Source organism: Chryseobacterium gregarium DSM 19109, from assembly GCF_000430845.1.
Taxonomy (GTDB): domain Bacteria; phylum Bacteroidota; class Bacteroidia; order Flavobacteriales; family Weeksellaceae; genus Chryseobacterium; species Chryseobacterium gregarium.
This window is the reverse complement of sequence record NZ_AUMU01000012.1, coordinates 77,219-92,591: the sequence shown is the minus strand read 5'-3', so window position 1 is coordinate 92,591 and position 15,373 is coordinate 77,219. Positions and strand designations below refer to the sequence as shown.

General features: G+C 40.0%; 14 protein-coding genes. 4 read left to right on the top strand and 10 right to left on the bottom strand.

Annotation, left to right across the window (positions count from 1 at the left end; all coding sequences use genetic code 11):
• The first annotated feature begins 52 nt into the window (after window positions 1–52).
• Both rho and H561_RS0114315 read left to right on the top strand, forming a co-directional pair.
• Complete coding sequence (rho, locus tag H561_RS0114320) at window positions 53–1,876, top strand: transcription termination factor Rho (protein WP_027387640.1); 1,824 nt, start codon at window positions 53–55, stop codon at window positions 1,874–1,876.
• Window positions 1,877–2,145: 269 nt separating this feature from the next.
• Complete coding sequence (locus H561_RS0114315) at window positions 2,146–2,742, top strand: superoxide dismutase (RefSeq protein WP_027387639.1); 597 nt, start codon at window positions 2,146–2,148, stop codon at window positions 2,740–2,742.
• Window positions 2,743–2,796: 54 nt separating this feature from the next.
• On the opposite strand, the gene H561_RS0114310 is transcribed toward H561_RS0114315, so the two are convergent.
• A complete protein-coding gene (locus tag H561_RS0114310) occupies window positions 2,797–3,219 on the bottom strand; it encodes a DUF6146 family protein (RefSeq protein WP_027387638.1) in 423 nt (140 codons plus the stop codon).
• A gap of 49 nt (window positions 3,220–3,268) precedes the next feature.
• Window positions 3,269–4,459 (bottom strand): endonuclease/exonuclease/phosphatase family protein, encoded by a 1,191-nt coding sequence (locus tag H561_RS0114305; RefSeq protein WP_027387637.1) that lies wholly within the window; start codon window positions 4,457–4,459, stop codon window positions 3,269–3,271.
• A gap of 245 nt (window positions 4,460–4,704) precedes the next feature.
• On the opposite strand from H561_RS0114305, the gene H561_RS0114300 reads away from it, so the two are divergent.
• Both H561_RS0114300 and H561_RS0114295 read left to right on the top strand, forming a co-directional pair.
• Window positions 4,705–7,572 (top strand): carboxypeptidase-like regulatory domain-containing protein, encoded by a 2,868-nt coding sequence (locus H561_RS0114300; RefSeq protein WP_027387636.1) that lies wholly within the window; start codon window positions 4,705–4,707, stop codon window positions 7,570–7,572.
• A gap of 36 nt (window positions 7,573–7,608) precedes the next feature.
• Window positions 7,609–8,913, top strand: coding sequence for a DUF5689 domain-containing protein (locus H561_RS0114295; RefSeq protein WP_051349396.1), 1,305 nt, complete (start codon window positions 7,609–7,611; stop codon window positions 8,911–8,913).
• Between the two features lie 126 nt (window positions 8,914–9,039).
• Here H561_RS0114295 and H561_RS0114290 read toward each other — a convergent pair whose 3' ends face one another.
• The 8 genes from H561_RS0114290 to H561_RS0114255 all read right to left on the bottom strand — a co-directional run bounded on the left by H561_RS0114290 (window position 9,040) and on the right by H561_RS0114255 (window position 15,362).
• Entirely contained in the window at window positions 9,040–9,510 is a 471-nt protein-coding gene (locus tag H561_RS0114290; protein ID WP_027387634.1) for a DUF6702 family protein, read from the bottom strand.
• Between the two features lie 57 nt (window positions 9,511–9,567).
• Complete coding sequence (locus H561_RS0114285) at window positions 9,568–10,314, bottom strand: LOG family protein (RefSeq protein ID WP_155845800.1); 747 nt, start codon at window positions 10,312–10,314, stop codon at window positions 9,568–9,570.
• A gap of 12 nt (window positions 10,315–10,326) precedes the next feature.
• The gene (locus tag H561_RS0114280) at window positions 10,327–11,040 is read right to left on the bottom strand and encodes a nucleotidyltransferase family protein (protein ID WP_027387632.1); all 714 of its coding nucleotides are present in this window, start codon (window positions 11,038–11,040) and stop codon (window positions 10,327–10,329) included.
• Window positions 11,041–11,469: a RapZ C-terminal domain-containing protein gene (locus H561_RS0114275; RefSeq protein WP_027387631.1), complete on the bottom strand. Its 429-nt coding sequence runs from the start codon at window positions 11,467–11,469 to the stop codon at window positions 11,041–11,043.
• A gap of 99 nt (window positions 11,470–11,568) precedes the next feature.
• Complete coding sequence (locus H561_RS0114270; protein ID WP_027387630.1) at window positions 11,569–12,588, bottom strand: aminoglycoside phosphotransferase family protein; 1,020 nt, start codon at window positions 12,586–12,588, stop codon at window positions 11,569–11,571.
• A 257-nt stretch (window positions 12,589–12,845) separates the two neighbouring features.
• Window positions 12,846–13,844, bottom strand: coding sequence for a cation diffusion facilitator family transporter (locus H561_RS0114265; RefSeq protein WP_027387629.1), 999 nt, complete (start codon window positions 13,842–13,844; stop codon window positions 12,846–12,848).
• 55 nt (window positions 13,845–13,899) lie between these two features.
• The gene (locus H561_RS0114260) at window positions 13,900–14,892 is read right to left on the bottom strand and encodes an aspartate-semialdehyde dehydrogenase (RefSeq protein WP_027387628.1); all 993 of its coding nucleotides are present in this window, start codon (window positions 14,890–14,892) and stop codon (window positions 13,900–13,902) included.
• Between the two features lie 32 nt (window positions 14,893–14,924).
• Window positions 14,925–15,362, bottom strand: coding sequence for a hypothetical protein (locus tag H561_RS0114255; protein WP_027387627.1), 438 nt, complete (start codon window positions 15,360–15,362; stop codon window positions 14,925–14,927).
• Between the last annotated feature and the right edge of the window lie 11 nt (window positions 15,363–15,373).

Sequence of the window (15,373 nt, the reverse complement as noted above, 5' to 3'; positions counted from 1 at the left end):
GTCACCGGACTTACTTTTCTTACTCACAATTAATTACATTTTTTACATAAATATGTTTAACATTGAAACGTTAAGGTCAAAATCCGTAACGGAACTGACTAAAATCTTAAAGGATTTGGGCGTTAAAGTTGCAAGAAACAGCAATGAGAATGATAAAATCTTTGCCGTTCTTGACTTTCAGGCTTCAAATCCTAAGGTTGCCAAAGATTATTTCAGCGCAACTGAAACCAGTATCACTACTGAGGAAACCCCGGCAGAAAAACCTGTAAGAGCACCTGCTAAAAAAGCGGCTCCCAAGAAAACGGTAACCAAGCCGAAAACAGAAACAAAGGCTCCGGCAGAGCAGAAACCAGAGGTTGGAGAAAAAGCAGAGGAGGTAAAAGAACCGATCGCGGAAGCACCTAAAGCAGAGGAAACAAAAGCCGAACCGGCTGCCGCTACGGAAGATTCAGCCGCTGCTGCCAAGAGAAAAAGGAAGAGGGTTACTCCTCCAAATACAGAAAACCCTGAAGTTCCACAAGAGAAAACAGAAGTTCCTAAAAATTCAGAATCCCAGCAATCTGTTCCTGCAGAAGAAAAGCCGAATACTCCCCAGTCTCAGGCCAGGCCTCAAAGAGCGCAACACAACAATCCGCACAACAACGGAAACCAGAACAGAAACCCAAACCAGAACCAGAACCCAAATCAGAATAAGCAGCAACAGCATTCTGAAAGAAGTGATGAACAACAGCAGCACCCGGAACAGAGAAAAGAGTTCAGTTTCGACGGAATGGTCAGTATCGAAGGGGTTTTGGAAATTTTACCGGATAATTACGGATTTTTACGTTCTTCAGATTTCAGTTATATCTCTTCACCTGATGATGTGTACGTTTCTACGGCGCAGATCAGGAATTACAGTTTAAAAACCGGAGATACGGTAAGAGGAATCGTAAGGCTCCCGAAAGAAGGAGAGAAATATTTTTCTTTACTGAAGCCTACGGAAGTTAACGGACGTGATCTGGCATTCATCAAAGATCGTGTTGCTTTTGAATATTTAACACCGCTTTTCCCTGAGGAAAAGTTTAACCTGACGGGAAATAATGCTACGATGTCAACCAGGATTGTTGATTTAATAGCGCCGATAGGAAAAGGACAAAGAGCCATGATCGTTGCCCAGCCTAAAACGGGTAAGACCATGCTGCTGAAGGATATTGCCAATTCTATTGCATCCAACCACCCTGAAGTATATATGATGGTGCTTCTTATTGACGAACGTCCGGAAGAGGTTACCGATATGGAAAGGAGCGTTAATGCAGAGGTTATTGCCTCTACATTTGATGAGGCTGCAGACAAACATGTGAAAGTGGCAAACCTTGTTCTGGCAAAAGCACAGAGAATGGTGGAATGCGGTCATGATGTGGTTATTTTACTGGATTCCATCACGAGACTGGCAAGAGCATATAATACTGTAACACCTGCATCCGGGAAAGTGCTTTCCGGAGGGGTTGACGCCAATGCGCTTCATAAGCCGAAAAGATTTTTCGGGGCGGCAAGAAAAATTGAAGGAGGAGGATCTCTGACGATTATTGCAACGGCTCTTATTGATACAGGTTCTAAAATGGACGAAGTGATCTTTGAAGAATTCAAGGGAACAGGTAACATGGAACTCCAGTTAGACCGGAAAATTGCCAACAGGAGAATTTACCCTGCCATTGATTTGGTTGCATCCAGCACCCGTAGGGATGATCTTCTCTTGGATGAGGTGACTTCCCAGAGAATGTGGATTTTAAGAAAGTACCTCGCTGAAATGAATCCTATTGAAGCCATGGAATTTGTCAATAAAAACATCAAAGGAACTTTGAATAACGAAGAATTCCTGATGTCTATGAATAGATAACGAATTTAATTTTGTTAATATAGAAGCGCGGACTTATGAGTCCGTGCTTTTTTGTTGGAAAGAATTGGAATTTGATGATTTTAAATATCCGTATAATGGTAAGTCTATGTGACTTTACATTAATGGGGTATGGATGTTTTCTGTCATTCGTCTTTAATTCTTTAAGTTACTTAATCGCTCTATGTTAAAGATTTATTAAAATAATACACATTTTTTGAGTTTCGCACAAAATATGGCTAAATTTGAGTAATAACATTAAAAATAAAATTATGTCATTCGAACTACCAAAACTAGGATATGCTTATGATGCATTAGAGCCGACGATAGATGCAAAAACGATGGAAATTCACCATACAAAACATCATCAGGCTTACATCGATAATTTAAATAAAGCCATTGAGGGAACAGAACTGGAAGGAAAAACCATTGAAGAAATCTGCCAGACCGGTACGGATAAGCCGGCGGTAAGAAATAACGGAGGCGGCCATTTCAACCACTCTTTATTCTGGGAGATCCTGACACCGGGCGGAAGCAAAGAGCCTGTAGGGAATGTAAAAGCTGCGCTTGAAAATTACGGAGGGCTTGAGAAGTTCAAAACTGATTTTTCTGAGGCTGCCAAAACAAGATTTGGTTCCGGATGGGCATGGCTGTTAAAAAATAACGACGGTTCTGTTGCCGTAACATCTACGCCAAACCAAGATAACCCGTTAATGCCTGTAGCTGATGCCAAAGGAACTCCGGTTTTAGGTCTGGATGTTTGGGAGCACGCTTATTATTTAAACTACCAGAACAGAAGACCTGACTACGTAGCTGCATTCTTCGATGTGGTGAACTGGGATAAAGTAGAGGAATTATTCAACAAATAATTTTTAAACTATTATAAAATGAAAAGGTTCAGAATACTCTGAACCTTTTTTATTTTAATATCGTGTCGTGTCACTTCCTGAAAGCCCGCTCATCCTTAAGCCGTATTTCCAGTTTACATAGGCAAAAACCTGATACAGTTTGTATTCGAATTTCAGACCGTACTTCTCTCTCGGATCATAATCTATGGATGATTCTATGACGTTCCTGTACCTTCCGGAAGAATTATAAGAATTCCATTCTGTGACCGATAATGTATTTCTGTTTTTCAGATAAGCTTCTGAATACTGACTCATCGGTTTGGCAACTGCATTGAGAAAATAATCAAACTGTGTGTCGATAACGGTAAGATCCCACTCGCCGTCTTCATTTTTAGAGGGTTTCATCTCAGATTTCTCTCGGTCATTTTTAGGTTCAGCCTGTGCTGCACAGCTGAAAGGAATAAAAGAAACCATTAGTATCAGGATTATATTTTTCATATTCATAAAGTTACATAAAAAAGCACTCATCTTGAGTGTCCCGGTTATTTTATGGTTCTTTCTGAAGGACAACAAATGCAGGGAAGTGATCGCTGTATCCTCCTGTAAACTGATCACTGTTCCATGATCTGAAGGGATAACCTTTATAATTTCCTTCTTTATTGACAAGATAAGCAGGTGCAAAAATCTCCGCTTTGTAAACAGAGTATTCTTTTGTCACCTGATCTGAAATCAGATTTTTGGAAACAATAATCTGGTCGAATAAGTTCGGGGCATCCTGATAAGCGAGTGAGGCCACACCTTTCTTATATAAAGGATACATCAGGTTGAGGTAGGGAGTACTCTCACTCAAATCTTTCGGATTTGCCCGGGCCTTTAAATAATTTTTTAAACTTGAGCTGACGGGGTCGTCATTAAAGTCACCCATTGCGAACAGCTTTGTTGCAGGATCTGCGGCTCTTATACTGTCCATCTGTTGTTTCAGCAATGCTGCCGCTGCATTTCTCTTGGGCAAAGAAATAGCTTCGCCGCCTCTTCTAGAAGGCCAGTGGTTCATAAAAAAGGCTACTTTCTCATTATCCAGAAAACCGGTTACCACCAAGATGTCTCTTGTATATTCTCTTTTTCCGTTGTCATTGAAAATCTTAAGCTCTTTTTTTAAAGAATTGGTAGGGGTAAATCTTCTTTTCTGATAAATTAGAGCAACATCAATTCCTCTGTAGTCATAAGAATTGTAATGGATGATTCCATAATCGTATTTTTTAAGAATGGGTTCTTTAACCAGGTCTTCAATGACCTGTCTGTTTTCAACTTCTATCAAGCCTACAATAACCGGTGCTGTTTTAGTGTAACGGGCTCCTATTTCAGAGATTACTTTGGCTTCGTTAGCCAGTTTTGCTTTGTAAATCTTCGTATTGTAGTTTTTTGCGCTCCGTGGAGTGAATTCTGCCGATCCGCTTTGATATCTTACCGCTTTCTTACCTGTTAAATCACCGTCGCTCCAAGGTCCGTCATATTTCTCGGCTTCTAAAAACCTGATGGAGTCCATAGGAATGCTTCTGTGAAAGGCAGGATTCTTTATGTCCTTAGTACCGTCAATATAATCTGCTGAGCGGATGGTATCCCAAAGGTTTTCTACATTTAAAAAACCTACGGTAGCTACTTTTCTCAATTTTCCTTGTTGCTGTGAGAATAACATCACTGAAAAAAGGATGGCAAATAAATCCAGAAATCTATTCATTCTCTAAAGTTATTGTTAATCATATTTGATTTTCAAATTTACTTTTTTTTAACTAATCATGTTCTAAATATTTGTAAATTTAAAACACCATTTGTTGATTTATTAGTGTAGCCATTATTAAATCTTTGTAAAATTAAGAGAACCCAGTGTTAGATAGATTGTGAATTGTGAGTCTTAACTCAGTTTGTATCCCCGAATTTAAACTGTTGAGAATTAACAAGAAAGTATTTTAAATAAATATAATCATGATTAAAAAATTATCATTAGTCTCTTTATTTACTTTGCTCCCGGCATCCTATTACTTTGCACAGACTACAGTTTATGCCTATCTTAAGGATGCTGACGGAAAGCCTGTTGAAAAGGCAGAAGTAGATCTTAAAGGGAAAAGCAATGATGTAACGGCTGACAAAATCGGATATTTCCAGTTTGCAGACCTGATGCCGGGACATTATCAGATTGTGATTACCAAACCGAATTACGAAACAAAAGTAATGGAGTTTGATGTAGCCGACGAGAAGAAAAAGGATTTAGGGATCATAACCCTTTATTCTGCCCTTACAAATGCGGATCAGGGGCTGGCAATTATTGACAGTGACGGCGATGACGAAGACGGTAGTAGCGGACAGGCTTCTACGGTTGGATTATTACAGTCATCTCAGGATGTTTTCAGCAGGATTGCTGCATTTGATCTGGGATTCTATTGGTTCCGGCCGAGAGGAATAGACGGAAGGTTTGGGGAAATCATGTTAAATGGTGTTTCCATGATTAAATCTGATAACGGTACAATTGATTTTGGAAACTGGGGCGGGCTTAATGAAATCACAAGGTATCCTGAAATTTCTTCAAACCATTCGCCATCGGAATATGCATTCGGCGGAAACAGTTCGGTTATTTATAAAAATACCAAAGCCAGTGAATACAAAAAAGGATTTCAATTCACTCAGTCCCTGACAAACAGAAATTACCGAAACAGAACATCCTTAAGGTATAGCTCAGGAATGAGCAGCTCAGGATGGGCATTTACTGCAATGGGAGCGAGAAGATGGGCAGAAGAAGGTATTCAGGAGGGCACTTTTTATAATGCTTACGGCGCTTATTTAGGCGTTGAGAAAAAGTTTAATGATAAACATTCAGTGACATTCAACTTTATCGGTGCGCCTTACAAGAGATCTACCTCCAGTCCAAGTACTCAGGAAGTTTACGGTTACAAAGGAGTCCATTATAATTCTTATTGGGGATATCAGGGCGGTGAACAGAGAAGTGAAAGGGTGAGAAAAGGATTCCAGCCGATCTTTCAGGTTCAGGATTTCTGGAAAATCAGTAAAAACTCCAGCCTCTGGACTACCGTTTCCTATCAGTTCGGGAAAGATAAAGGATCCCGGTTAGATTGGCAGAATGTTCAGAACCCGTCTCCGACTTATTACAGAAATCTGCCAAGTTATTACGATTCAGTAAATCCGGATGCTTCTGTAGAAAATCCTGACGAAACCATGACAACGATTCAGGAGGCCTATCAAACATCTTTAGCAGCATGGAAATCAGGAGATCTGAATATTACTCAATTAAATTGGGACAGGCTATACAGGAGAAATGAGCAACAGACTGCAGGTACCTATTATGGGCAGACCGGTAAAAGAGCTTTGTATTATCTGGTAAATGATGTAAGTGACGATAAGATATGGAATGCTGCTGCGCATTTTATCCATAATTTCAACGATACAACAAAATTCTTATTTAATATATCTTATCAGAATTACCGTACGGAACAATACAGAGAAGTTAATGATCTTTTGGGTTCTGATTTTGTCTTAAACAGAGATCCGTTTGCCGCGACAAACCAGCCGAGTAAATCAGGACTTTTTAATCAAGGTGAGGAAAACGTCGCTAAGAGAGTAGGGGATAAAATGACCTATGATTATATTTTCAGAAGGCAGGAAGTGAAAGCGAACCCTGGACTGAAATTCAGAACTGGAGCATTTGATATATTTGTTTCTGCCATGGCTTCTTATTCTTCTTCAAACCGGGAAGGGTTATTTAATCATTATCTGTACAAAGATTCTTACGGTAAAGGAGCAAATTTTAATTACTGGAATTTCGGAATGAAAGGACAGGCTGTTTACAGGCTTAACGGCAGGAATTTCTTTGTGTATAACGGAGCCTATTATTCCCAGGCGCCTTATTTGGAAGATTTATTCATTAACCCGAGAGTCAACGGATCTACAGCACCCAATGTGAAAAATATGAAGGTAAGGGCTAATGACCTGAGTTATATAATTTCTACACCTTTCTTAAAATTAAGATTAACAGGATATTGGGTTGACACAGATAATGAAACAACCGTTCAGAGATTCTTTGCGGACGGCATTCAGCTGAATAATGCTGATGACCAGGGAGACCAGACCATTGTTCAGAGTGCTTTCGTGACTCAGGTGATGACCGATGTGAAAAAAAGAAATATGGGAGTGGAGCTGGGGGCTGATTTGAAAGTTGTTCCGACACTATCAGTTCAGGGTCTGGTAAGCTTAGGGCAATATACCTACAGAAATGACCCGACCACCTATTTTGCTTCTGATGCGGCAGGAACTTTGTCAAATGGTCTTCCGTATTTAAATTTAGGAAAAGCATATATCAATAATTACCGTCAGGGAGGAACTCCTCAGCAGGCATTCTCTTTAGGAGCCCGTTACAACAGTCCCAAATATTGGTGGGCAGGAGCCAACTGGAATTATTTCGATGATAACTATCTTGATCCTTCCGCTTTAATCAGGACCGAATCTTTTGTTCAGAATAATAATTCCGGTACGCCGTATTATAACCTCTCAGAATCTGAACTGAGAAGAGTTTTAGAACCGACAAGACTGCCATCTTCGTTTTTTCTGAATTTGAATACAGGCAAATCCTGGATGATCGGTACATATTACGTGCTGATTTCGGCCTCGGTTAACAATATTTTGAACAACAGAAAATATATTACCGGCGGATTTGAACAGACCAGGAATGCAAAATTCCCGGATTTTGTACAGGATGCTGATAGAGAATTTACTTTATTCGGACCAAAATACTGGTATACCCAGGGAAGATCCTATTTCTTAAACCTACAGGTCAGATTCTGATCAATACCCATTAACTACTTTAATAAAACTATAAAGATGAATAATATAAACAAATATTTAAGCTTGGTAACAGCAGCTGTATTTGCTGTTACATCTTGTGTGCAAAAAGACGAGTGGGAAACACCACCCATCAAGTGCGAAAACAAATTTGCTGAACCGAATACGACGATGACGGCTATTAAGTCATTAGCGCCTGCAGCAGGATATACATTAATTACAACCGATCAGATTTTCGACGGATATGTAATTTCTTCCGATGAAAACGGAAACTTCTACAAAACAATTTCTTTCCAGGATAAGCCGGAAAATCCTACCGTGGGATTACAGATTGAAGTTGACAGAGCAAATAACTATGCCGATTTCCCTGTCGGGGCACACATCAGAATCAATGCCAAAGGATTAAGGGTGGGTCTGGACAGGGGTTCTGTAAAATTAGGATCCGTAGATGATACTTACCCGATCGGAAGGATTCCGGGAGCCTTGTTCAGCAGATATGTTTCCGGAGTCTGTAACGGTAACGGATTGGATATCGCAGCTATGAAGCCGGTGGAATTGGCAACGTTAAAATCAGCAATGGATGAAAAATACATCAATGTATTGGTTAAAGTACCGAACGTACAGTTCGCAGCAGGGGAATTAGGAAAAAAATATATCAATTATGAAAACGGAGCGGGAGTGGATACGGATAGGAGCATCGTTGATCAGGCAGGAAATGCTACTGTCATCAGAAACTCCGGTTTTGCAAGTTTCGGTTCTGCTGCAATTCCTGAAGGTAAAGGAGATCTTACTTTCGTCGTGAGCCGTTATAATGCCAATTGGCAGATGTCGATAAGAGGTACCAAAGATGTCGATTTCAAAGGAAAAAGATTCTTTTTCGAAGGTTTTGATGGTGCTCTTACAGACAGCTGGGAAACGGTGAGCGTTCTGGGAACCCAGGTTTGGAATATTCAGCAGTTTGGTAATCCTAAACCATGCGTGGTAATGAACGGTTTTGCCGGCGGGAACAATGCGAATGAAGACTGGCTGATTTCTAAACCCATTTCATTGCAGGGATTTACGTCTGCCGTGTTATCTTTCGAAACAGACGTAAGATATGCAGGAAATGTCCTTGAAGTTTTTGTAACGGATAGCTATACAGGAAATCCTGCTACAACGGCATGGACGGCATTATCAGCAACAATGGATCCGAACAATGCGTCATTCAATACATGGACCTATTCAGGCGATATCAGTTTAACGTCTTTTGTTAACAAAGAGGTTCGCATCGCTTTCAAATATACCTCTACAACATCAGCGGCAGCCACCTGGGAGCTGGATAATGTAAGGGTAATCGGTAACTAATAATATTGAACACTGTAAAACGGGTTGTCTGAGAAAAGGCAGCCCGTTTATATTCGATAATAAAAGGTTTAAGCAACAAAAAAACCACCGCATCAGCAGTGGCTCGTATCATTTGTTAAATTCTTCTTAGAAAGAAACTTCGTTCGTTTCCTTTCCCCTCTGGAAATTCATCACTTTCTGACTTCCTTTATAAGCAATGGTAACAACATTACTCTGCTTGGGAAAAGTACTCAGGAGGATCGTATTTTTAATTTTTAAGGTATTGATATCTGAAACGCCCCCGGCTTCAAAATATACCCATACAGTTTCTCCGCTTACCTGACTTCCGGTGAAAGTTATTGTTTTCGGCGAACCATTGACATACACATCAAAATTATTGTTTACATATCTTTTTACTTCTGCTTCAAACCCGGCTGTATTCGGATTGATTTTAATAGCATCGGAAATATGACTGGTATTCATTTTTGTGGTAAACTTCAATGTTTTGCTTCCGTCAATATAATCCACTTTGGTCATTGAAGAGAAAAAGTCTACATACGTGAAACTCATTAACACCAAGAGTGTTAAAAATCCTGTAATACATAAAATTTTTTTCATCTTGAATAATATATTTACAATCATGATTGTTTAATTAAAGTGACAAATAACATGCCATTAAAAATTGACGTTAACAGAATACTTATCATAAAATGCCTTGATATGGGCTACTGCTTCATCTGCTGTATCCACCACACGGTAAAGATTAAGGTCATCGGCATTAATCATCTTTTCTTTAAGCAGGGTAGTCTTGAACCAGTCCAGCAGTCCGCCCCAGAATTCCGAGCCTACCAGAACAATCGGGAACTTCCCGATCTTATTGGTCTGAATTAAGGTTAAAGCTTCCGTCAGTTCGTCCAGCGTTCCGAATCCGCCCGGCATTACCACAAATCCCTGAGAATATTTGATGAACATTACCTTCCTTACAAAGAAATAATCGAAGTTCATAGAATAGGATCTGTTAATATAAGGGTTGAAATGCTGTTCAAAAGGAAGATCGATATTCAGTCCGATGGATTTTCCCTGGGCATTGAAAGCGCCTTTATTTCCTGCTTCCATAATTCCCGGGCCGCCTCCTGTAATAATTCCGAAGCCGATTCTCGTAATCTTTTCCGCAATTTCCACCGCCATTTCATAATATTTGCTTTCGGGTTTCAGCCTTGCAGAACCGAAAATAGACACACACGGACCAATTTTAGCCAGCTTTTCATAGCCGTCTACAAACTCGGCCATGACCTTAAAAACCATCCAGCTGTCCTTCATAATGGTTTCATCCCAGGTTTTCTGTCTCAGGCTGTCGTGTAATCTGATTTCATTATTTTCAAGTTCGGGATTTACCAAACTTTCGTCTCTAGTTCCTTCCATTTCCATGGTAAATTATTTAAAGTGTTTCTCGGCTTTTATGATGGATTCGGGTCTTCCTACATCAATAAGGGTGCTGTTGTGCACAAAGCCGTGGATAAGTTCGGTCTGCATCAGGTCCAGATACTCTTCCATTATTGAAAATTTGCCGGTTCTTTTTATCTTATTAAAAATAACAGGATTGATGCAATGAATGCCACTGAATGCTAAAGGTTTAAAACCTTTGTTAAATTCGGCCAGCCTCTGCTCGCCGGTCTGAACATTCAGCCATCCTCTTAAAACCATCTCATCATTGAAAAGCAGCTTTCTTGAACTTTCCCGGTCCGAAACGGCTAATGTAGCGAAATCTTTTATCTTTTTATGATAATTAACCAGGTCTGTAATATTGAGGTCTGTTAAAATATCGGCGTTCAGGATCAGGAAATCTTCCCCGTGATCCAGAAAACGCCTGGCAAAAACAAGGCCGCCGCCGGTTTCCAGCAGCTCATCCGACTCGTTAGAAATCTCTATACAGCATTCAAAATTATTGTTGCGCTTTAAAAATTCTACAATCTGGCTTCCGAAGTGGTGGACGTTGATCACAAAATCCGTAATCCCGAAACTTTTCAGGTAGCGGATATTCCTTTCCAGAAGCGGGATGCCATTCACTGTTGCCAGTGCTTTCGGGTGGTGATCGGTAAAAGGTTTCAGCCGGGTTCCTTTCCCTGCTGCAAAAATAAGAGCCTTCATTTATAATTTATCGCTTATTGTTGATGGATTAAGCTGATGCTGCTCGTCATGGTGAAGGCTGATCTCTACTTGGTCACCGTATTTTTCCTCAATGAAGCGGGTAATTTTAATCGCAGAATATACGGATCTGTGCTGGCCACCTGTGCATCCGAAATTGATCTGAAGGTTTTCAAAACCTCTTTCCAGATAGTTATCGATGTTAATAGAAACCAGGCTTTTAATAAGCTCTAAAAATTTAGGCATATCTGTTCTGGTCTCCAGGTATTCCTGAACACCAATGTCATTTCCCGTCTGGATCTTATATTCTTCCACTCTTCCCGGGTTTAATATTCCGCGGCAGTCAAAGGTAAACCCGCCGCCGTTTCCGGTGTTGTCTTTGGGGATTCCTCCTTTTTTGTATGAGAAACTGTGTATATCGATGTGTAGCATTTTTATTATTTTAAAACTTTATTTTTTAAACTAGTGCGTTTAGTATGCCCGTATAATTTCTGGTTATCATCTTTAATATTCTAACAGCTTAAAATTATCTCAAGGGTTCAAAATGACTTTAATTTTCAATTTTGTTTTCTCCGAATTTAATTGCTGGATGATTCTTGTCAGCTCAGGATAATCTTTCATGTTTTCCCAGGTCTTGGCAAACTCTGCTATGTTTTCAATTCCTTTTTCAAGACTGTCTAAAAAATGATGTTTCTTCTGAATCAGGCCTCTGAAGCCGTAGGCGCCCAGCACCTGTAAGAATCTCATCATTTTAATCGGATTCACCGATTTTTTTAGTTGATTTTGAATCTCTTCCTGATCAAACTGTTTGATATAAAAATTCAGCATTTCATTTTTAAAACTTTTAGGGAAGTTGGCTTTAGCCTGAAAAAGAAAAGAAATCACATCATACATCAGAGGGCCTTCCATTGCCGACTGATAATCGATAAATGAAACTTCATTTTTTTCATTTACCATAATATTTCTTGCCTGAAAATCACGGATCATGATGCCTTTCGGTTCCAGGCTTTCAATAAGGCTTACGATTTCTTTAAATTCTTTCAAAAGAGTAGCCTTATGATATTCCAGTTCGAGAACATCTGCTATGAAATTCTTGAAGTAATACAAATCATGCATTACAGGAAGTTCATCATAGCTTTCATATTCGAAAGTTTTGCTGAAATCTATCTGGTTTTTTGTTGAAGCCTGCAGATGATGTAATTTTTCTAAGGTCTGCTTCACTAACGATTTTATGTTGTCTGATAATCCTTCTTTGGCAATAACCTCCGATAGGGTATGGCTTCCTAAAAATTCCTGGATATACATTTCCCGGTCATCCGAGACTGCTTTTATTCCGGGGGTGTTGAGGTTCAGATCTGAAAAAAGTGCTGAGAAATATAAAAAGCTTTCATTCTCCCGAATATTTTCGTTACAGGTGACAATATACCTTTCACCATTGGATTTCGCCAGAAAATTAACTCTTGCAGAGCCGCTTTGCGCCAAAGTGATCCATTCAGAAACTTCTGTACCGGTATAGCTCTCAAAAAATTGTTTGGCGTTTTCAGCATTCATAGATGAAACAAATATACTAATTTACGCGGTAATGTTTATTTGCCATTATTGAAGGATTTCAAAACGGTTTTGGTATTTACAGAACCAAGCGAATCATATGGCCCGACAAAAATCACAGAAGATTGTGTTCGTATTTCCATAATGATTTTTATTGAGGTCTTTATCTTTCTAAGGGAATAATTTTTCCGGCTGTTTTCACAAAACCTGGATGTTCTCTGGCAGGTTTGGATTATATCTTTTTGCCTTGAGGTAAAGTCTTATTCTGCCGTATGCTTATCCCAATACGTGACATTTTCCGGTGTCCAGACAACTTTTTTCACAAAATCTTTTTCACGGACAGTACAGTCTGAAATCCGGCAGATCGCGCATGAGATCGGCTTGCAGTCGTCCATATGGAAATTGAATTCTACGCTTCTGCTGATATTTTTTGCCAGAAGAACAATCATCTTTTCCATTTCATTGTGTGCGTCGCGGAGGCTGTAGTACCAGGGCAGGGTAATATGGGCATCAATGTGCAGGGAAGCGCCGAACTGCTGGATTTTCATATTGTGCACGTCAATCCACTCGGTCCGTCTGTTCTCTTCCAGGATTTTAATAATCTGGTCTAAAAGATCGCGGTCCTGCTCGTCCATGATCCCGCTCAAGGATTTACGGACGATTTTGTAGCCTACAAATATGATGTAGATCCCGAAGATCAGGGCTACTACAGAATCGAGCCAATAGATTTTCGTAAAATAAACGATAATTAAGCTGATCACTACCCCGAGCGTCGTAACGGTATCCGACTGCAGGTGTTTTCCGGATGAAATTAATACCAGCGAATTTTCCTGTTCGCCTTTTTTAACGGAGATATACCCTAAAAAATAATTAATCACGGCGGTGGCGGCAATGATGGCAATCCCCCAATCCAGCTGATTCAAAACTTTTCCGACCACAAGGCTGTTGATGCCTTCATAGATGATCATGATGCCGGCAATGGCAATCAGGGCTCCCTCGATGCCGGAGGTGACAAATTCCACTTTTCCGTGGCCGTAGGGATGGTCTTTATCTTTAGGTTTTGCAGCAAGGTACAGGGAGTACAGTCCCATAAAGGCACTGATAACATTGACGATACTCTCCATAGCATCAGAAAATACCGCATCGGAATTGGTCATTTTCCAGGCAATAATCTTTCCGATAAAAAGAATTACCCCAAAAACAGCGATCAGTTTCTGAAAGCCTATCTTATCTTTTTTATGAGTTTCCTTCGTATTCATAAGGTTTGATAAAAAAAAGAATCTCACTGTGGAGACTCTTTTTATTTTTGTTAGTTTAAACTAAGTTGTTTGCTACCAGGTATTCTGCGATCTGTACGGCATTGGTTGCAGCGCCTTTCCGCAGGTTATCAGCCACAATCCAGAGATTCAGGGTCTTGGGTTGGGAAAAGTCCCGCCTGATCCTTCCGACGAATACATCATCTTTCCCTTCGGAATACAGCGGCATCGGATATTCATTATTCTTTACGTTATCCATCACCGTTACACCCGGAGTTTCAGACAGGATTTTTCTTACCTCATCAAGATCGAATTCATTTTCAAACTCAATGTTCACACTTTCCGAGTGGCCTCCCTGAACAGGAACCCTTACTGCCGTTGCGGTCAGGTTGAATGTATCGTCTCCTAAGATCTTCTTAGGTTCCTTCATTAATTTAATTTCTTCCTTTGTATAATCATCATCGGCAAAAACATCACAGTGCGGAAGTGCATTTTTGAAGATTGGGTAAGGATACACTTTCGAAACGGAATCATCTCCGGCAATCTCTGAGTTCAGCTGGTCCACTGCTGCCTTACCAGTTCCTGTTACGGACTGGTACGTAGAAACAACCACTCTTTTGAGATCGTATTTTTTATTCAGCGGTCCCAATACCATAACCAACTGGATGGTAGAACAGTTCGGATTGGCAATGATTTTATCTTCTTTGGTCAAAACATCTGCATTGATTTCGGGAACCACCAGTTTTTTGCCGGGATCCATTCTCCATGCTGAAGAATTGTCGATTACCGTGGTCCCTGCTTCCGCGAAAAGCGGAGCAAATTCAAGTGAAGTTGATCCTCCTGCCGAGAAGATGGCAATATCAGGTTTGGCAGCTATAGCGTCTTGCATGCTTACGATTGTAAATTCTTCCTGTTTATACTTCACCTTTTTACCTACGGATTTTTCGGAGGCTACCGGAATCAGTTCTGTGACAGGGAAGTTTCTTTCTTCCAGAATTTTAAGCATAACCTGGCCAACCATTCCTGTTGAACCTACTACAGCTACTTTCATTGATAATTAAAAATTTGTTTATGTTAATATATTTAGGCCCCGAAGACTCTGGTCCAAGGGAAAGCAAATGCGAATAAACCGACTGCAATCAGTCCCATAATTACTACCGCTAAAGAAAGGGTAGGATTGACTTTTACTTTTTTGTAAACGACCGTCATCAGAATGGCGGCGATCAGCATAGAAAAAGGATGTTCCACATACTGGAATCTTGAATAGGAATCACTCATCAGTGTTCCGGAAGATAAGGCTGCTTTTACACCCGGCGAAACCAGCAGTAAAACGATCCCGGCCAGAAACTGAACGTGGAAAAAGATCATGGTAAAAAGGGTGATTTTTTTCAGGAACTTATTTATTTTCCCGCTGAAACCGAACATGGTTGTTAAAAGGGCAATAACGAATAAGGTTACCAAAAGAATTTCCAAATATCCGATTCCTTTATGTGCACTCAGTAAAATTTTGTAAAAATCCATAATCTATTTTC